Here is a 16743-nt window from a genome sequence, read left to right on the forward strand (position 1 = left end):
GGATCAATTATGCAGCAAATCGAAGCGTGACGGCCGCCTTCCCGCCCTGAACGAGCGCCAAGGCACTGTCAACCGGGGACAATCGATATGCCGCGAGACTACTGGAAATATGAGGGCGCGCTGGCGGCGCCCGAGCGTGTCGGCCACCTGCCCAAACTGCCGCTTCCCCACCACGATCCCTCCGGTCCGCTGGCAATCGCCGATATGGCCGATGCTTTCGGCGTCACCCACCGCACCCTGCATTTCTATGAGGAGAAGGGCCTGCTGATCGCCGCCCGCATGGGGCCGATGCGGGTCTATGGCCCGGACCATATCCGGCGCATGGCCGTCATCAACGCCTGCCGCGAAATCGACATGCCGATCGCGGCCATCCAGGAACTGCTCTCAAGTCTCGCCGGCGCTGAAGACCAGACTGAGGCCGAACGGCTGTTCAAGGAGGCGCTCTTGTCGCGGCGCCGGGAACTGGCCGCCCAGCAATCCAACCTGCGCCGCCAAATGCAACGCATCGCCGAACTACTGGAAGGCGAGGCCGGATATGGCGAGGCCTCGCCCAATGCCGACGAACACGTGCATCTCTCGCCTCTCGAAAGCGAATGCCTCACCTTCATGGCCGAAGGCTATCCCGCCTCACGCATCGCCCGGCTGATGGAGATGGACCTGGCGGCCGCCCTCACGCTCGAGGCCGGCATCATCCGTAAGTTCAACGCCCACAACCGCTTCCAGGCCATCGCCAAGGCCGTGCTATCCGGCATGATCGCCGCGGAGTAACCGGGGCGATCATGCGTCGCGCCGGCGCGCTTTTCTCGCCTTCATCCCCGTGCTTGCCACAGGGATGAAGCAGCGCCGCGTCTGCGGTGCGACCAAAGCCAAAAAATCTCCGGCCAGAGAGCATTTCCAGGAAAAGTGCGAAGCGGTTTTCCGTCAGGAAATGCGTAAAAACAGAGAGATAGAGCGTTTCTGCGAGTCCGTCTAAACCGGAAACGCTCTAGGTGGCGGGGTCAATTCGGCCGCAATTCCCCCTGGTTCATCGATAATGTGATGTTCTCAGCACCACGCTCATGTTACGAGGCGCGCAAACAACGCAAATGAGATACCCCGATGCTTCCCTGGATTCAGCTAGACCGCGCAACCATTCCCGGTGATGGCGACGAGTTGCGCTTGAAGCAGCGCGGCAGCGAATTTTCCATCATGCTGGGTTCGACGGAATTGATGAACAGCCGGCTGAGCGGCTCGGAAGAGGCACTGGCGACACTTAGCTATGAGCGGATCGCAGGCCGGAAAAACGCCAGCATGCTGATCGGCGGCCTCGGCATGGGGTTTACCTTGCGGGCCGCACTCGGCGTGCTGCCGGCCGATGCCCGGGTGGTCGTCGCAGAACTCGTCCCCGCCGTCGTCGAGTGGGCGCGCGGACCTATGGCGGAGCTCCACCAAGGCACGCTCGACGATCCGCGGGTCGATATCCATATCGGTGATGTCGGCGCGCTGATTAGATCGAAGACGGCCGCTTACGATGCCATCCTGCTTGATGTCGACAATGGCCCCGATGGCTTGACGCGCCCCTCCAACGACAGCCTCTATAACCATACCGGTCTTCGTGCCGCCAAAGCTGCGCTGCGCGCCAACGGCGTGCTTGCCGTCTGGTCGTCCGCGCCGGACAGCGCTTTTACCCGCCGATTGCGCGAGGTTGGCTTTGCCACCGACGAGGTGAATGTGCGTGCCAATGGCAAACGCGGTGGCGCCCGCCATGTCTTGTGGATGGCGACCAAACGGTAGCAAACCCGTTCTGGGGGCGGCCCTTCATTTCGCCAAACGGGCATCGGCTTAGGTGACGGTAGTATCTGCATTGCAGCTGCCCGCCGGCGTCTCGCTAGGCCGCCCCATCACGACAACGCCGCGTCTGCGGCACGATAGAAAGCGCTGCTGCCGCGGGCAATCAAGCGTTGCGGAAGGCGCGGTTCAAAACCGAGATTGGGTTCCCGCACGGGTTTTTTGGTGTTGGCGAACACGTAGCCATCGGCCTGGTGGATGGCTCCGAGCGCCAGCCCTTCCGCAACGCAACGGTTGCAGAAGGCTTCGACATCCCTGATGTTTCGCCCGGCCCTCACCCCTGTGCTTGTCACAGGGATCCAGCAGCGCCGCGTCCGCGGCGCGGAAGAACCGAGGAAAACTCCGGCATTGAAAGCTGTCTCTGACGGCGCCGACGCGCCTTGGCTGGATTCCTGTGACAAGCACAGGAATGAGGGAAAGCGGTCGGAGTTTTCCACCCGCCGTCAGCGAACGATCGTCAGGCGTTCGGCAGCACGGGTGATCGCGGTATAGAGCCAGCGCTCGCGGGTATCGCGGAAGGCCCAGCTCTCGTCGAACAGCACGACGTTGTTCCACTGCGAGCCCTGCGCCTTGTGCACCGTCAGCGCATAGCCGAAGTCGAACTCGTCGTAGCGCTTGCGCGTCGACCAGGGGATTTCGCCCTCGACCTCTTCGAAGGCCGCCTTCAACAGCTTGATCTTGGCCGCACCCCGATCCATATCGTCGTCTTCCGGGCGGATCATCAGATTGATCCCGGGCTTCACCGTTTCCTTCGACGAGCTCATGACCTGCCAGAGCGAGCCGTTGAGCAGACCCTTGGCCGGGTCGTTGCGCAGGCAGACCAGCTTGTCGCCGGACTGCGGATATTCGCTGGTAAAGCCCTTGAGCTCACGAAGCCGCTGATTGTAGCGCCGCCGGGTCTTGTTGGTGCCGACCAGCACCTGGTCCGCCTCCAGCACCAGTTCCTGGTTGACCTGCCCGCGGCCGATCACCTGCGTGGTGCCGTAGTCGCCATGCATGATCTCGTTGCCTTCGCGCACCTGCATCGCCAGCCGGATGATCGGGTTGTCGCGCGCCTGGCGGTGGATGTCGGTCAGCAGATAGTCCGGCTCCTGGTTGGTGAAGTAGCCACCGCCCGAAACCGGCGGCAACTGGCCGGGGTCGCCCAGAACCAGGATCGGCGTGCCGAAGCTCATCAGGTCCTTGCCGAGCGCCTCGTCGACCATCGAGCATTCGTCGACGATGATCAGCGCCGCCTTGGCGACCGGGCTTTGCCGGTTGATGGAAAACATCGGCGCGATCGAGGTCTTGCCGGTTTCCTCGTCGGAAACCTCCTCCTCGCCGCGCGGCCGGTAGATCAGAGAATGGATGGTCTTGGCGTTGCTCGCCCCCTTGGAGCGCAGCACCTGGGCGGCCTTGCCGGTAAAGGCGGCAAACAGCACGTCGCCGTCGACATGTTCGGCGAAATGGCGCGCAAGCGTCGTCTTGCCCGTGCCGGCATAACCGAACAGCCGGAAGAGCTGCGAGCGGCCTTCCTTCAGCCATTGCGAAACGGCCTTGAGGGCCTCGTCCTGTTGCGGAGCAAATTGCATGACGCGAAGTGTCAGGATTCGGGGTGCACAAGCAAGCCCGGATTTCCAGCCGGCAGCCTGTCATGGTCGCCAAGTCCCTGCGCTCGCAGCGACATCCATCCTGAAATACACACCAAATCAAAGCGCTATCCCCAATCCGCCGGGCGCAAGCATGCACAGCGCCGCTTCGCAATGGCGCAGGCGACGGCAGATCACCCATTTCAAACGGCCGCTTCGGCCTCCCGCCCTATCCGCTGTGGCACTTTCTGGCCCTCTGGCCCGCCTGCCGCTTGAATGCCCGCGCGCAATGCTGCTAACGAGCGGTTGCGTGGCATACCGATCCAGCGACGGGACAGCCCGCGCCATCCTGATCAGGCCGGCACGAACGCGCCAGCCGACTGAGGCAATGCCGGAGAATGCCCTTGAAGCCCGACCAGCCCGCCACGCCCTCGTCTTCTCAAGCCGTCGGCATCGGCCGCCTTGCGCCGGCGCTGCAATGGCTGCTTCTGACGCTGGTCTCCGTGGTGTTTACGACGGTGCTGGAACTGATCGGCATCCCCGCCGGCTTGCTGATGGGGCCGATGCTGGCGGCCGTGCTCTTCGGCATGAACGGCTGCACCATTCGCCTGCCCAAGCAATTGTTCTTCTGCGTGCAGTTCATTCTGGCGATGATGATCGCCGGCGCGATGACGCCGGGCATGCTCGGCACCTTTTCCGGCAACTGGCCGCTGTTCCTCGGCGTCATTCTCTCCGTCATCGCCGTCAGCACGCTCTGCGGCTGGGTGATCACCCGCATGCGCATCCTGCCGGGCACGACGGCGATCTGGGGCTCGTCGGCAGGTGCCGCCTCCACCATGCTTTTGATGGCGGATGCCTATGGCGCCGATGCGCGCCTCGTCGCCTTCATGCAGTATCTGCGCGTCATCTTCGTTGCCAGCACTGCGACGATGGTCGCCCATCTCTGGGTGACCGGCGCTGAGGCGGAAACCGCGATCGTCTGGTTCGAGCCGGTCTCCGCACTGCCGTTCCTGGCAACGCTTGCCGTCGGGCTCGGTGCGGCCCTTGCCGGCCGGATGCTGCGCGTGCCGGCCGGCGCCTTCCTGCTGCCGTTCCTCGTCGGCGCCGCCCTCAATGTCAGCGGCGTCATGACCACCGAACTGCCGCAATGGCTGCTGGCGCTCTGCTACGCCCTGCTCGGCTGGAACATCGGCCTCGGGTTCACCCGCTCCATCCTTGCCCATGCGCGCCGCGCGCTGGTGCCGACGGTGGTCTCGATCGTCGTGCTGATCTCGTTTTCCGGCCTGCTCGCCCTGCTTCTGATCAAGGTCGCCGACATCGACCCGCTGACGGCCTATCTCGCCACCAGCCCGGGTGGGCTCGATTCGATCGCGGTGATCGCCGCCTCCAGCAATGTCGACCTCTCCTTCGTCATGGCGCTGCAGAGCGCCCGCCTGATGATCATCACCATGATCGGCCCGGCACTTGCCCGCTTCGTCGCCGACCGCGCCTGAACGCGGCACAGCTCGTTTGCGTCGGCGCTTGAGAAATTTGTGACGATGCAACACATCCGGGAATAATCCCCGCCCCCTCCGTGTCTCATGTCAGGATCCGCGCGCCTGCGCGCTCCGCTACAGCGCCGCGCGTCAAGGATGACGCGCAAAGGACGCTGAGGAATTAGGCAGTAGAAACAACTTGAGGAAGGAAAGCTCCCATGAGAACGTTACCCCTAGCGATTGCCATTTCCCTTGTCGCCGGCGCTGCCTTTGCGGCACCTCCGGTCAAGACGGTCGAAACGGCAAAGGGCAATGTGCTGGCCGCAGCAAACGGCATGACGCTTTACACCTACAAGGACGACAAGGGCGGCGTTTCCAGTTGCTATGACGAATGCGCGAAGAACTGGCCGCCGTTCATGGTCGAAGGCGATGCGACGGCCGAAGGCGCCTTTACGATCGTCGAGCGCAAGGATGGAGCCAAGCAGTGGGCAAAGGACGGCATGCCGCTCTACTTCTTTATCAAGGACGCGAAGATGGGTGACATTACCGGAGACGGCTTGAAGGGCGAATGGGATGTCGTCAAGCCGTGACGGCGCAAATGCGGATGCGGGGGCAGACGGCCCCGCATCCGACCGGTTCGAGGAGGACGTGCTGGCGCTGATGCCGGCGCTCCGGCGCTATTCGCGCAGCCTCGTGCGCTCGGATCCGGACGGCGAAGACCTGCTGCAGGATTGTGTCGAGAAGGTTTTGGCGCGCCGCGCCCAGTGGCGTGGCGTCAACCTGCGCGCCTGGGCCTTCACCATCATGACCAATCTCAGCCGCAACCGGCACCGGCACACGGCATTGCACCCGCAGGTCGAGCTCGACGACGACCTCGGCCTGCAGGTGGAAACCCGTGAGAGCGACCCGCTCGAACGCTCGCGGCTCGAACGTGCGCTGAACGGCCTTTCGGCGGAAAACCGCTCGGTGCTGATGCTCGTGGTGATCGAGGGATACCGATACCAGGATGTGGCCGACATGCTGGCCATTCCGATCGGCACGGTGATGTCGCGCCTGTCGCGGGCGCGCCACCAGCTTGCCGAAGCGATGAAGGACGACAACGTGATTAGCATGCGGAGACCGAAATGACGGACGAATTGAACACCGTCTCCGACGATGACCTGCACGCCTATGTCGATGGCTTCCTGAGCGAGGCGGACCGAGCGCGGGTCGAGCAATGGCTTGAGCGCAACCCGGCGCGCACCGAGGAGGTCCGCCAATGGCAGGGCCAGGCGACCGAGCTTCGCGCCATGTTTTCGACCTATGCCCGCAGCGACGAGCGCGACCGGGCGCTGCTTTCAGCCGCGAGCGGCAGGCAGGCTGCGCCTCCTTCGGGCAATCGATGGAATGCGGGCCTTGGCGGCCGTATTGCCGCCGGCCTGCTGCTCTTTGCCGCCGGCGCCTTCACCGGGCTTTATGCCCCTGATATCCTCGCCCCCGGACGCCCCGAACAGCTTGCCCAGGTGGGTGAAAGCCTGCCGCGGCAGGCGCAATCGGCCTTCCTGATTTATGCAAGCGAAGTGCGCCACGCCGTCGAGGTCGGGCCGGACCAGCAGACCCACCTTGCCACTTGGCTCGGCAAGCGGCTCGATCATCCGCTCAACATCCCCGACCTGTCGAAGCTCGGTTTTTCGCTCGTCGGCGGCAGGCTGCTGCCGGTCAACGGCAAGGCGGGCGCGCTGTTCATGTACGAGGATGCAAGCGGCCAGCGGCTGACGGTGCTTCTCGGGCGCAACCCCGACAATCGCGAAACGAGCTTCCGCATCGACAACAGCGGCGGCGTCGAGACCTTCTACTGGATCGACGGACCGATCGGCTACGCCGTCACCGGCGAAGTGCCGCGCGCGCTTTTGCAGAAGGTCGCCGACGAATGCTACCGCCAGTTCGAGAGCGCCAGGGAGACGAAGAGCTGAGGGCGTCTTGGCCCCGACAATCCCGGGCCGGAAAGCGAACTGGCGGTCGATACGCGCCGGATATCAAGGCTCTATGACCACCAGTTGCACAGGCGGCTCACGCTACGTGATGGCGTCCCGCAGCTGCCCCTCATCCGGCCTGCCGGCCACCTTCTCCCCGCAGGCGGGGAGAAGGAAACATGCGGCATCCGCCGTGCAACGACAACCATCCTTAGCGGACGCGTTCGCTGACAACAGATGACATGTGGCAACGAAGCCGTTGTCCACGTCCCCTCGCCCCGCCTGCGGGGAGAGGGTTAGGGTGAGGGGCAAACCCGTTCGCTTTTCATGAGATTTGGCAGGCGCCTATCGCAGCGGATCGTTCTCGATCACGATCGGCTGCCCGTGCGGCGTGGCCTCGGCCGCCCGTTGCCAGCTCTGCGTCAAGGTCTCCAGCTGACCGCTGGAGGTGATCGAAAGCTCGGCGACGAGCCGCGACAACGCCGCCACCCAGCAGTCGAAATAATCGCTGGCATCGGCCTTGCGGCCGGGTTTATAGAGTTCGGCCGAAAGCGCCTCGGCCCATTCGTTCCAGGAAAAGACGCCCTTTTCGTGCAGCCGCACGGTCATGGCGAAGGCGGACGCCTGCCACGGCTCGGCAAAGACCGGATCGCCCTCGGGCGATTTCGGCAACTCGGCGGAAGCGGCGAGCGGCGATGTCGTCTTACAGGTGCTCAAGATAGCTCTCCCAGGCATCGATCGAGACCGTCAGCGTCGGATCGGCGCCCTTGCCCCAGATCTCACCGCCGTCGAACACCACCGTATAGAGCCACTGCGCACTCTCGCCGCGGCCATGGGCGTTATCGTCAGGAAAGACGAACGAGCCCTGCACCGCCTCGATCGTGCCGACCTTGGCGCGCGCATAGCGCGGCAGCCGCGTATGGGTCGTCGGATTGAAATTCTTCGTCCGCACCTGCTCGCCGACGACGAAGCGCGGGCGGGCATCGACCGGCCGATCGCAAGGGCCGCCCTTGGCAAGCACCGCCGGAACCATATCGGCCTTCAGCACGCGCTTGGGCTCAGTGCCTTTTTCCAGCATATGGCCACCGTCGAGCTCGGCCTGGGTCACGAAGCCGTGGCGCTTCAACAGCGTTTCCAGCGCCCGCGTCCAGATCTCGTAGTAGCTCGCCGAGAGGTAGGTGGCCGGCGGCAGGCATTCGCGCGCATGTCGGCTCTCGTCGATCGTCCAGGCGCCGAAAGCGCCGCAGGAGAGCGTCACGCCGAGCGCCCGCTTTTCCCATTCGGCGTGAAAATAGGGCTCGTTCGTCTCGGGCGCGACCGGACCCAGCCCGTGGCTCCCGCCGAGATCGTGCGGGCCGTTCATCGCGATGCCTCCGGGGAAAGGGCAAGCCCGGTGCCGATCATCGAGTCGCGGGTCACAAGGTCGGCAAGCTCTTCCTCATCGAGATCGTCGGTCCCCGCCGGCCGCTCCGGCACCACGAGATAGCGCAACTCCGCCGTCGAATCCCAGACGCGGATGCGGGTTTCCGCGGCAAGCCTCAGCCCGAATTCCGCAAGCACCCCGCGCGGGTCGATGACCGCGCGCGAGCGATAGGGCGGCGCCTTGTACCAGACCGGCGGCAGGCCGAGCACCGACCAGGGATAACAGGAGCAGAGGGTGCAGACGACGAGGTTATGGGTATCTGCCGTATTGAACACGGCGCACATGTGCTCACCCTGCCGGCCGGTATAGCCGAGGCTGGCGATCGCCGCCGTCGCGTCGCGCTTCAACCAGTCGGCAAATTCGGCATCGGTCCAGGCCTTGGCGACGACGCGGGCGCCGTTGCGCGGGCCGATCTTCGTCTCGTAGGTCTCGACGATGGCATCGATCGCCGCCGGATCGATCAACCCCTTTTCCGTCAACACGGTCTCCAGCGCCTTCACCCGCGCTTCCATGTCGGTAAAATGGTTGTCGTGATGATGGTCGTGATCATGGTGATCGTGGCCATGATGGTGTTCGGACATTGCCTGGCTCCTCGCAGCACGACGCCCCATGGGCGCGCAGATGGCGCCGCCTCGTCACTGAGGCAATAGTCGTAGCGAATAAACTCCGGATTCGAAATCGTTTTCACCAGCAGCCAGGGGCCAGAATTGTCACCGTAACAAGTCCGGCTCGATGCGGTTTGGCGACCGCTGTCAACCAGGCCGGCTTCGGCTGCCAGCAACCATCCGGCAAGCGACGAAGGCATGATTGCATGCCGCCTCTATCGCACGTCATAGGTTGAGCTAAGGTCTTCTCAAGCGGGGTGATTCGGCGCCGTAGAGGCGGAAGGCGGCGGGCGGGGCATTGGGGGTGGCTGGCAACGCATGACGACACCAATCGAAAGCGCTTTCCCGTCCCGTGCGATCCGCATCGTCGCGCCCGCCTTTTCCCTCGGTTTCCTCTTTCTCTTCTTGGCGCTTTTGCCATTGCCGTTGACGGTCGGTCTGCTGCGGCTGCCGATCGATGAGATCAGGCGCGACTATTTCATCAGCCAGAACCCCGTTCTCATCAGCGGTGCAGAGATTTGCTCGGTCGACTGCGCCCCGCAGGGCAACGGCCCGCAAGCCCCCCAGCGCTGCAGCACACGCGTTCGCTTTCAGCACGATGGCCGGCCTCATGACCATATCTTGAACACGCGTTCGGTCGGCGAACCCGGCCTTTGCCGGCAGGGCAACATCACCATTGCAGGTGACAGGCCCGAGCATATCAGCCTCACTCATGACCATCGCAGCGTCATTCGCACAACGGCGCAGCGCCTTATCCTCGGCGCCGGCCTTGCGCTGTTCAGTCTCGTCATGCTGTTCAAGGCTGTACCCATTCTCCTTGCCCGCCGCGCCGCCGGACGGCGGTATCTGCTGAAACCCGTCATCGTCGATCCCAGCGGCAAGCACCTCCTGCGCTACGCCCCGAGCGTGCCATTTGCGCGCGGTACGATCAAAACAGCCTATACCCGGATGAAGCCGGGCCAGCGACCGCGCTACCTCAGGCCATCGAGCGACAGCAGCGCACTGTCGACAACCGCTTTTGCCGGGCATGCCTACCCTGCCCTTGCCGTCATCGCCGAAGGCGTCTCGTTGCCGATCCTGCTTGATGAAAAACTCACTCGGCTGGAACTGAGCGAGCCGGAACGCAATCGCATTCGAACGGCCATCGACGAAACCATCGGGGAGTCTTCGGGCGAAATCGCAACCCCTGCTTCGGTGAGGGAGAAACTCATCCGGCCATTGTTGAGACGCAAGCCCCTCGATGGACCGCGATTGTCGCCGAAATGGGCATACCGGCTTGCAATTAGCGCGACCGCTGCGCTCGTGTTTCTTGCCATAATCATCATGCGCTTGTTCCGCGTCTGAAGAACTCGCCACGTCCGCATTGGCTATGGAATGGCGCCAGCCTGTCGCGGCAAACGCCGTTCCTTGCGTCATTCTGCAAGACGGAACCCATTCAACGCATGAAACTATGCTGCACAATTCGAATGTTCCGGCTACCTTTGATTGTCAATTGTGGCCCATGGCCCTGTAATCTGACGTCATGAACGTTCTGATTCTCGGCGCCACCGGCTTCGTCGGCTCGGCCATCCTCCAGCGGTTGCTTGCCGATGGGCACATCGTCACCGGCCTTGGCCGCGCTGTCGCCCGCGCGCAGCTCAGGATGCCCGATGCGCAATGGCTTTCGGCCGATCTTGCCACCATGCCAGGGCCGCAGGATTGGATCACCCTCGTCGAAAACCACGACGTGGTGGTCAATTGCGCCGGCGCGCTGCAGGACGGGCTTTCAGACGATGTGGCCGTAACCCAGGAAGCGGCCATGCTGGCGCTCTATGCCGCCGCCAAAAGCAAGCCATCGATGCGCATCGTGCAGATTTCCGCCCCGCGCGGCGGTGCCGGCACTGACCGCGCCTTCCTCGCCACCAAGTTTCGCGCCGATGACGCACTGGCCGCAAGCAGCATATCGCATGTGATCCTGCGCCCGACGCTCGTGCTTGGCCGCAACGCCCATGGCGGCTCGGCCCTGCTCAGGGCGCTTGCGGCCCTTCCCCTGGCGATCCCGCTCATCCATGCGCAAAGCCGCGTCGAGACCGTTGCCTTGAGCGATGTCACGGAAGCCGTCAGCGCCGCCGTCGCCGATCTCGTGCCCGATCGAAGCGACCTCGTTCTCGGCCACACCGACCGCCCGACCCTTGCCGAACTCGTCGCACTCCATCGCCGCTGGCTCGGCCTGCCCGCCGCCCGCATCGTCGCGCTGTCGCCTGCCTTGGCTGCGCCGGTGGGCCTCGTTGCCGATATCGCCGGGCGCCTCGGCTGGCGTTCGCCGCTGCGCTCGACGGCGCTTGCCGTCATGGCCGGCGGCGTTGGCGCAGCGCCGGATCAAGGCAACCGTGCCGCGATCCCGCTGCTTTCGGCCGGGCAGACGCTTTCGGCCAACCCGGCAGGCGTGCAGGATCTCTGGTTTGCCCGGCTTTATCTCCTGAAGCCGCTGATGATCGTCGGGCTTTCGGCTTTCTGGCTGCTGTCGGGCTTGATTCCGCTCCTCGACCTTGAGGCTGCCCGACAACACTTCCTGCGTTTTCTCCCGGATGCACCGGCAACGGCGCTGACGCTTTTCACCTGCCTTGCCGATGTCGTGCTCGGCGTGGCCGTGTTGGTCCGCCCTCACGCGAAACGGGCGCTCTTAGGCATGCTGGCGCTGACCGCCGCCTATCTCGTCTCCGCCACCCTTGTCGAGCCTGAGCTCTGGGGCGATCCGCTCGGACCGCTCGTCAAGGTTCTGCCGTCGATCCTGCTGACGCTGGCCACCTTTGCCATCCTGGATGAACGCTGATGCTCGCCGACGATCTCCTGCGCCTCGCCCATATTATCGGCGCCACCGTGCTCTTCGGCACCGGCGCGGGCATCGCCTTCTTCATGGTGATGGCACGGCGCACGCGCGATGCGCGGCTGATCGCCCATGTTGCCGGTACGGTCGTGGTCGCCGATACGGTCTTCACCGCCACCGCCGTGATATTCCAGCCGATCACCGGATACCTGCTGGCGACAAGCATCGGCTGGTCGCTGAGCGAAGGCTGGATCGCCCTGTCGCTGATCCTCTATGTCGTCACCGGCCTGTTCTGGCTTCCCGTGGTCTGGATCCAGATCCAGCTACGCAATCTGGCGCGGTTCGCCGCGGCAGAGAACACACCGCTGCCGCCCGCCTTCGATCGGCTTTATGCCATCTGGTTTGCCTGCGGCTTCCCGGCCTTCTTTGCCGTGATCGGCATTTTCTGGCTGATGCTGGCCAAGCCGCAGTTTTCGCTATTTTAGCATCGGCCAGAGGCTGACGACGAGCAGCACCGCCATGGTGATGTTGAACCATTTGAGCCGCGCCGGCTCCGACAGCCATTGGCGCAGGACCGAGCCGAAGCCGGCCCAGGTCGAAACGCTCGGAAAGTTGACGAGCGCGAAGACGAGTCCGACGACGAGAACGCTGAAGAGATAGCTTTCGCTATCGGTATAGGTCGCCATCGCCGAGACGGCCATGACCCAGGCCTTCGGGTTGACCCATTGGAAGGCGGCCGCCTGCAGGAAGGTCATCGGGCTCGCACCGGCCATGCCTTCGCCAAGAGAGCGCGACGTGCCGATCTTCCAGGCGATCCAGACGAGATAGGCGCCGCCGGCAAATTTCAGCGCGGTGTAGAGAAGCGGAACGGAATGCAGGAGCGCCCCGAGGCCGAAGCCGACGGCGATCAGCAGCACGAAGAAGCCGGCACCGATGCCGAGCATATGCGGGATGGTCCGCGTAAAGCCGAAATTCACGCCCGAGGCAAAGAGCATCATGTTGTTCGGGCCCGGCGTGATCGACGTGGTGAATGCGAATAGAAACAGCGCCAGGAGTGTGTCGGCTTGCATGGTCATCCTCCGATTGAATTAGGTCATAGCTGACCTAATTCCCGCAACCAGCCCGGAATTGTCATGGTGACAACATCAGGCGACCACGGGCTGATCGGGCGGAACGCGCGCAGAGTGGGGATCAGCACGTGAGGGACAGGATTGTCCACCTGCCCCGCCACAAATCGTATCAACGCGCTTGGAGCATTTTCAGGGAAAGTGCGACGCGGTTTTCCGTCAGGAAAATGCGGAGAAACGAACGATAGAGCGTTTTCGCGACGCCATCTAAACCGGAAACGCTCTGGCATTTGGAGAAAGCGTCGAGCCGCCCGATCAACCCCATTTCATCTCGCCCTTGACCACCTTGGCGCCAAGTTCAAGCGAGGAAACGTCGGCAAAATCCGGATAGAGCTTGGTCATGGCAGCGATCAGCTCGGCGCTGTCCTTTGCCTTGGCTTCCGCCTCGTTGAAGGCAATGAGATATTCGCGGGTAAACAGGATCGCCTCGACGCCTTCCGGCCCGCCCTCGCCCTTGTGCGCCGGCACGACGATGGCTGGCTTGCGGGCCGCCATGGCGTCGAGCGCTTCGATCCACGTCCGCCGGCCTTCCGCCGTCGGCTCGTCGGCGACCCAGACATGCGTGCCGGAATAGACGAGCACACCGCCGAAGATGGCGTTGAGATCGGGCACATGCAGGTAGCGGCGATCCTTCAGGCCTTCGATCGTCACGATGTCGATCCTGTTTCCTTCCAGCGTCAGCGATGAAAGCTCGGTGACTTCGGGGATGACGTCATCGGCAAGCACCTTCGGGCCGTTGTCGCCGAGCTGCGGGCTCCAGGTGTCGAGCTTGGTCTGGACATTGGCGTTGATCGCCGCAACGGTCGCCGCCGCCGCCAGCACCTTGGCATCCGGGAACGCCTCGACGATCGGCCGGAGGCTGAAATAGAAGTCCGGGTCGCTGCAGCTGACATAGATCGTCGTCAGTGCCTTGCCCGTCGCCTTGATCGCCTCTGCAACCGCCTTGCCATCCGAAAGCGTAAAGCCGCCATCGAGCAGGATTGCCTCCTTCTCGCCGGTCAAAAGCACCGGCGTGCGGCGGAAGCCGGCCTCGTCCGCCTGGAAATATCTCCATTCGAGCGTCGATGCGGCTTTTGCAACGAGGCCGGACGCCGGCTGGAACAGGGCGACGGCGCCCGCCGCCATCGCCGTTTTCATCGCCGTGCGTCGCGTCATAAGGAACTGCATGGGATCTCCTTCACCAAAGCCGATTGTCGATGACGCGACAATGCCGACTGACACCCGCTTGAAAAAGCCCGGCACTTTGAACAGATTGTCTGATAATTTCAGACAATCATTGGAAAAACCGTATGACCGTCAATCTGAACCGGCTTTCCCATTTCGTCGCTGTCGTCGAGGCGGGGTCGTTCACCGCGGCGGCTGAAAAGCTCGGCCTCGCCAAGGCCGCCGTCAGCCATCAGGTGGCGCAGCTCGAAAAGGAGCTGGGCACCACGCTTCTGATCCGCACCACCCGCCGGCTGCGGCCGACCGACACCGGCCAGCGGTTCTATGAGCGCTGCGTGCTGATCCTGCGCGACGCCGCGGAAGCAGTCGGCGCGGTGTCGGAGGAAGCCGAGATCCCGAGCGGCACGCTGACGCTGACCGCCCCTCTCGACTACGGCATGCGTGTCGTCGTCGACGCGGTGGCCGCCTATGTCGCGCAATATCCCGCCATTGAGGTCAACCTCTCCTTCAACGACATCGTCTTCGACATGATCGAAAAGCGGCTCGATATCGCCATCCGCGCCGGCTGGCTGGTCGATTCCAGCGAGCGGGCGCGCCGCATCGGCACGTTCGAACAATATCTCGTCTGCTCGCCCGCTTACGCCGCAAAGCTCGGCGCGGCCGAACATCCGCGCGTTCTGGAGGGGGCGAGCTGGATCGCCAATGGCGCGCTCAAGGCGCCGCTGCAATGGTCGTTCACGAACGCAGCGGGCGAACAGGCAAGCGTGGTCGGCAAAGGGCCGGTGGCGGTCGACAGCACGGATGCCGCCTATTGCTGTGCGCTCGCCGGCATCGGGCTTGCCGTCCTGCCGGATTATCAGGTGCGCACCGAGCTTGCCGACGGCCGGCTCGTTCGTATCCTTGCCGATTGGACGCTGCCCTCAGGCGGCATTCACGTGGTCTACCCGCCATCGCATTTTCGCCCGGCGCGGGTGCGCGCCTTCGTCGAGATCCTGCAAAAGCTGGAAAAGGCGCGGGGCCGGTCGGCCGCATGAGCCAGCATTGTTCGTACCTTCGAATGACATCTCGAAAGACCAGCCGATTGCACTAGATTGCGACATGCGAAACGCCACGTGTCCGTCCACCGCCTTCGATAAAAGGGAAAACTGAATGCACGATCCGATCCCGACCACCACTCTCATCGATGGGCGTACCGTTCCGGTTCTCGGCCAGGGCACCTGGCGCATGGGCGACGAGCGCTCACGCGCCGCCGATGAAATGAAGAGCCTGCAGGCCGGCCTCGACCTCGGCATGACGCTGATCGACACCGCCGAAATGTACGGCAACGGCGCCTCGGAGCGCATCGTCGGCCAAGCGGTGCGCGGCCGGCGCGACGAGGTTTTCGTCGTCAGCAAGGTGCTGCCGTCCAACGCCAGCCGGATCGGCACCGAGGCCGCCTGCGAGCGCAGCCTGAAACATCTCGGCATCGACCATATCGATCTCTATCTGCTGCACTGGCGCGGCGGCTATCCGCTCGCCGAAACCGTGGCTGCCTTCGAAGCCCTCGAGAAGGCCGGCAAGATCGGCGCCTGGGGCGTTTCCAACTTCGATGTCGACGACATGGAGGAGTTGCTGGCGGTTCCCGGCGGAAAGAACGTCGCCGCCAACCAGGTGCTCTACAACCTCTCCCGCCGCGGCATCGAATACGACCTCCTGCCCTGGTGCCAAAAGCGCGGCGTCGCGATCATGGCCTACTCACCGCTCGACGAGGGTCGATTGCTGCGCAATCCGGACCTGGTCCACATCGCAAAAGCGCATCAGGCCACCCCGGCACAGATCGCGCTGGCTTTCCTCAAAACCCGCCCCGGCGTGATCTCGATCCCCAAGACCGGATCGGCGACACGCGCCCGCGAAAACCGCGACGCGATGGACATCCACCTGACCCCGGAAAACCTCACCGCCCTCGACAACGCCTTCCCGCCGCCGAAGCGCAAGCGGTCGCTGGAGATGATTTGAGGAAAAAAGTAGGAAAAAGCGGCTTCCACCAGGGCTCTGCCCGCCCCTCATCCGGCCTGCCGGCCACCTTCTCCCCGCTTGCGGGGAGAAGGAAACATGCGGCAAACTCCAGATCAAATCCCCCTCTCCCCGCCTGCGGGGGGAGGGCTGGGGGGAGGGGCAACCCTACCCGCATAGTTCACGGGAGGAGAACCCCTACCCCGCAGGCTTTGTTACATGCCCTGTGGCCCGCGGTTCATCGCAGCGATGCCGGTGCGGCAGACTTCGATGAGGCCGAGTGGCTTCATGATGGCGATGAACTGTTCGATCTTCGACGGCTTGCCGGTGATCTCGAACACGAAGTGATCGATGTTGGCGTCGATGACCGAGGCGCGGAAGGCGTCCGCCAGCCGCAGGGCCTCGACGCGATGGTCGCCCGAGCCATGCACCTTGACGAGCGCCAGTTCGCGCTCGACCGGGCGGTCGTGGCCAAGCGTGCCGGCACGCACGGTCAGATCGACGACGCGGTGCACCGGAACCAGCCGCTCGAGCTGGTTCTTGATCTGGTCGAGCACATGCGGCGTGCCGCGCGTGACGATGGTGATGCGCGACAGATGCGCTTGATGTTCCGTTTCCGAAACGGTCAGGCTCTCGATGTTGTAGCCGCGGCCGGAGAACAGGCCGATGACCCGGGCGAGAACGCCCGGCTCATTGTCGACGAGAACCGATAGCGTGTGCGTTTCGGCGACTTCGGTTTCCTTGGCGATGAAATAGGCGGAACCGGTCGGTTGAAGGTGTGCGCTCATTGTCTTGTTTCCTGTC

The 16743-nt window shown here is 63.8% G+C and carries 19 protein-coding genes; 11 read left to right on the forward strand and 8 right to left on the reverse strand.

Annotated features, from left to right (window positions below; genetic code table 11):
• The first annotated feature begins 87 nt into the window (after nt 1-87).
• Together AC244_RS31030 and AC244_RS31035 are read left to right on the forward strand one after the other, a co-directional pair.
• Complete coding sequence (locus tag AC244_RS31030; protein ID WP_053252680.1) at nt 88-768, forward strand: MerR family transcriptional regulator; 681 nt, start codon at nt 88-90, stop codon at nt 766-768.
• Between the two features lie 330 nt (nt 769-1098).
• Complete coding sequence (locus tag AC244_RS31035; protein ID WP_053252681.1) at nt 1099-1773, forward strand: MnmC family methyltransferase; 675 nt, start codon at nt 1099-1101, stop codon at nt 1771-1773.
• Between the two features lie 107 nt (nt 1774-1880).
• Here AC244_RS31035 and AC244_RS38985 read toward each other — a convergent pair whose 3' ends face one another.
• On the reverse strand, nt 1881-2264 hold the full coding sequence (locus tag AC244_RS38985; protein WP_161807924.1) for a hypothetical protein: 384 nt from the start codon (nt 2262-2264) through the stop codon (nt 1881-1883).
• A gap of 6 nt (nt 2265-2270) precedes the next feature.
• Nucleotides 2271-3398 carry an ATP-dependent DNA helicase gene (locus AC244_RS31045; protein ID WP_053252683.1) on the reverse strand — a complete coding sequence of 376 codons (1128 nt, stop codon included), beginning with the start codon at nt 3396-3398 and terminating at the stop codon, nt 2271-2273.
• 401 nt (nt 3399-3799) lie between these two features.
• Here AC244_RS31045 and AC244_RS31050 point away from each other — a divergent pair, with 401 nt between their 5' ends.
• From AC244_RS31050 to AC244_RS31065, 4 genes are all read left to right on the forward strand, one after another.
• Nucleotides 3800-4888, forward strand: coding sequence for an AbrB family transcriptional regulator (locus tag AC244_RS31050; RefSeq protein WP_053252684.1), 1089 nt, complete (start codon nt 3800-3802; stop codon nt 4886-4888).
• Nucleotides 4889-5088: 200 nt separating this feature from the next.
• Nucleotides 5089-5460, forward strand: a complete 372-nt coding sequence (locus AC244_RS31055; protein WP_053252685.1) for a hypothetical protein — start codon at nt 5089-5091, stop codon at nt 5458-5460.
• Nucleotides 5444-5998 carry an RNA polymerase sigma factor gene (locus tag AC244_RS31060; RefSeq protein WP_053252686.1) on the forward strand — a complete coding sequence of 185 codons (555 nt, stop codon included), beginning with the start codon at nt 5444-5446 and terminating at the stop codon, nt 5996-5998. The genes AC244_RS31055 and AC244_RS31060 overlap by 17 nt, the downstream gene beginning before the upstream one ends.
• Nucleotides 5995-6822 carry an anti-sigma factor family protein gene (locus AC244_RS31065; protein ID WP_053252687.1) on the forward strand — a complete coding sequence of 276 codons (828 nt, stop codon included), beginning with the start codon at nt 5995-5997 and terminating at the stop codon, nt 6820-6822. The genes AC244_RS31060 and AC244_RS31065 overlap by 4 nt, the downstream gene beginning before the upstream one ends.
• A gap of 345 nt (nt 6823-7167) precedes the next feature.
• Here the strand turns inward: AC244_RS31065 and AC244_RS31075 are convergent, their stop codons facing one another.
• Genes AC244_RS31075 through nthA form a run of 3 tightly spaced genes read right to left on the reverse strand, consistent with a single transcriptional unit; the run spans nt 7168 to nt 8826 of the window.
• Nucleotides 7168-7557 carry a nitrile hydratase accessory protein gene (locus AC244_RS31075; protein ID WP_414735973.1) on the reverse strand — a complete coding sequence of 130 codons (390 nt, stop codon included), beginning with the start codon at nt 7555-7557 and terminating at the stop codon, nt 7168-7170.
• Nucleotides 7526-8185, reverse strand: a complete 660-nt coding sequence (gene nthB, locus AC244_RS31080) for a nitrile hydratase subunit beta (RefSeq protein WP_053252690.1) — start codon at nt 8183-8185, stop codon at nt 7526-7528. Before nthB ends, AC244_RS31075 begins: the two co-directional genes overlap by 32 nt.
• Nucleotides 8182-8826: a nitrile hydratase subunit alpha gene (nthA, locus tag AC244_RS31085; protein ID WP_053252691.1), complete on the reverse strand. Its 645-nt coding sequence runs from the start codon at nt 8824-8826 to the stop codon at nt 8182-8184. Before nthA ends, nthB begins: the two co-directional genes overlap by 4 nt.
• Before the next feature lie 342 nt (nt 8827-9168).
• On the opposite strand from nthA, the gene AC244_RS31090 reads away from it, so the two are divergent.
• The 3 genes from AC244_RS31090 (at nt 9169) to AC244_RS31100 (ending at nt 12141) form a co-directional block, all read left to right on the forward strand.
• Entirely contained in the window at nt 9169-10194 is a 1026-nt protein-coding gene (locus AC244_RS31090; RefSeq protein WP_053252692.1) for a hypothetical protein, read from the forward strand.
• Nucleotides 10195-10372: 178 nt separating this feature from the next.
• Nucleotides 10373-11662 (forward strand): SDR family oxidoreductase, encoded by a 1290-nt coding sequence (locus AC244_RS31095; RefSeq protein WP_053252693.1) that lies wholly within the window; start codon nt 10373-10375, stop codon nt 11660-11662.
• A complete protein-coding gene (locus tag AC244_RS31100) occupies nt 11662-12141 on the forward strand; it encodes a DUF2269 family protein (protein ID WP_053252694.1) in 480 nt (159 codons plus the stop codon). The genes AC244_RS31095 and AC244_RS31100 overlap by 1 nt, the downstream gene beginning before the upstream one ends.
• Here AC244_RS31100 and AC244_RS31105 read toward each other — a convergent pair.
• Together AC244_RS31105 and AC244_RS31110 are read right to left on the reverse strand one after the other, a co-directional pair.
• Nucleotides 12133-12726 carry a LysE family translocator gene (locus tag AC244_RS31105; RefSeq protein WP_053252695.1) on the reverse strand — a complete coding sequence of 198 codons (594 nt, stop codon included), beginning with the start codon at nt 12724-12726 and terminating at the stop codon, nt 12133-12135. The genes AC244_RS31100 and AC244_RS31105 overlap by 9 nt on opposite strands.
• A 312-nt stretch (nt 12727-13038) precedes the next feature.
• Nucleotides 13039-13950 (reverse strand): MBL fold metallo-hydrolase, encoded by a 912-nt coding sequence (locus AC244_RS31110; RefSeq protein ID WP_053252696.1) that lies wholly within the window; start codon nt 13948-13950, stop codon nt 13039-13041.
• A 122-nt stretch (nt 13951-14072) separates the two neighbouring features.
• Between AC244_RS31110 and AC244_RS31115 the strand changes: the two genes are divergently transcribed.
• Complete coding sequence (locus AC244_RS31115; protein ID WP_053252697.1) at nt 14073-14981, forward strand: LysR family transcriptional regulator; 909 nt, start codon at nt 14073-14075, stop codon at nt 14979-14981.
• Nucleotides 14982-15096: 115 nt separating this feature from the next.
• Nucleotides 15097-15942, forward strand: a complete 846-nt coding sequence (locus AC244_RS31120) for an aldo/keto reductase (RefSeq protein WP_053252698.1) — start codon at nt 15097-15099, stop codon at nt 15940-15942.
• Between the two features lie 212 nt (nt 15943-16154).
• Here AC244_RS31120 and ilvN read toward each other — a convergent pair whose 3' ends face one another.
• Nucleotides 16155-16727, reverse strand: a complete 573-nt coding sequence (gene ilvN / locus AC244_RS31125; protein ID WP_053252699.1) for an acetolactate synthase small subunit — start codon at nt 16725-16727, stop codon at nt 16155-16157.
• Between the last annotated feature and the right edge of the window lie 16 nt (nt 16728-16743).

The sequence above is a fragment of the Ensifer adhaerens genome (assembly GCF_001270265.1).
GTDB classification, from domain to species: domain Bacteria; phylum Pseudomonadota; class Alphaproteobacteria; order Rhizobiales; family Rhizobiaceae; genus Ensifer; species Ensifer adhaerens_B.

What these genes read in the sequence shown, in the direction of transcription:
- AC244_RS31030 (WP_053252680.1), top strand. Translation starts at nt 88, where the DNA reads ATGCCGCGAGACTACTGGAAATATGAGGGCGCGCTGGCGGCGCCCGAG.
- AC244_RS31035 (WP_053252681.1), top strand. Translation starts at nt 1,099, where the DNA reads ATGCTTCCCTGGATTCAGCTAGACCGCGCAACCATTCCCGGTGATGGC.
- AC244_RS31045 (WP_053252683.1), bottom strand. Translation starts at nt 3,398, where the DNA reads ATGCAATTTGCTCCGCAACAGGACGAGGCCCTCAAGGCCGTTTCGCAA.
- AC244_RS31055 (WP_053252685.1), top strand. Translation starts at nt 5,089, where the DNA reads ATGAGAACGTTACCCCTAGCGATTGCCATTTCCCTTGTCGCCGGCGCT.
- AC244_RS31060 (WP_053252686.1), top strand. Translation starts at nt 5,444, where the DNA reads ATGTCGTCAAGCCGTGACGGCGCAAATGCGGATGCGGGGGCAGACGGC.
- AC244_RS31065 (WP_053252687.1), top strand. Translation starts at nt 5,995, where the DNA reads ATGACGGACGAATTGAACACCGTCTCCGACGATGACCTGCACGCCTAT.
- AC244_RS31075 (WP_414735973.1), bottom strand. Translation starts at nt 7,557, where the DNA reads ATGCCTGGGAGAGCTATCTTGAGCACCTGTAAGACGACATCGCCGCTC.
- nthB (WP_053252690.1), bottom strand. Translation starts at nt 8,185, where the DNA reads ATGAACGGCCCGCACGATCTCGGCGGGAGCCACGGGCTGGGTCCGGTC.
- nthA (WP_053252691.1), bottom strand. Translation starts at nt 8,826, where the DNA reads ATGTCCGAACACCATCATGGCCACGATCACCATGATCACGACCATCAT.
- AC244_RS31090 (WP_053252692.1), top strand. Translation starts at nt 9,169, where the DNA reads ATGACGACACCAATCGAAAGCGCTTTCCCGTCCCGTGCGATCCGCATC.
- AC244_RS31095 (WP_053252693.1), top strand. Translation starts at nt 10,373, where the DNA reads ATGAACGTTCTGATTCTCGGCGCCACCGGCTTCGTCGGCTCGGCCATC.
- AC244_RS31100 (WP_053252694.1), top strand. Translation starts at nt 11,662, where the DNA reads ATGCTCGCCGACGATCTCCTGCGCCTCGCCCATATTATCGGCGCCACC.
- AC244_RS31105 (WP_053252695.1), bottom strand. Translation starts at nt 12,726, where the DNA reads ATGCAAGCCGACACACTCCTGGCGCTGTTTCTATTCGCATTCACCACG.
- AC244_RS31110 (WP_053252696.1), bottom strand. Translation starts at nt 13,950, where the DNA reads ATGCAGTTCCTTATGACGCGACGCACGGCGATGAAAACGGCGATGGCG.
- AC244_RS31115 (WP_053252697.1), top strand. Translation starts at nt 14,073, where the DNA reads ATGACCGTCAATCTGAACCGGCTTTCCCATTTCGTCGCTGTCGTCGAG.
- AC244_RS31120 (WP_053252698.1), top strand. Translation starts at nt 15,097, where the DNA reads ATGCACGATCCGATCCCGACCACCACTCTCATCGATGGGCGTACCGTT.
- ilvN (WP_053252699.1), bottom strand. Translation starts at nt 16,727, where the DNA reads ATGAGCGCACACCTTCAACCGACCGGTTCCGCCTATTTCATCGCCAAG.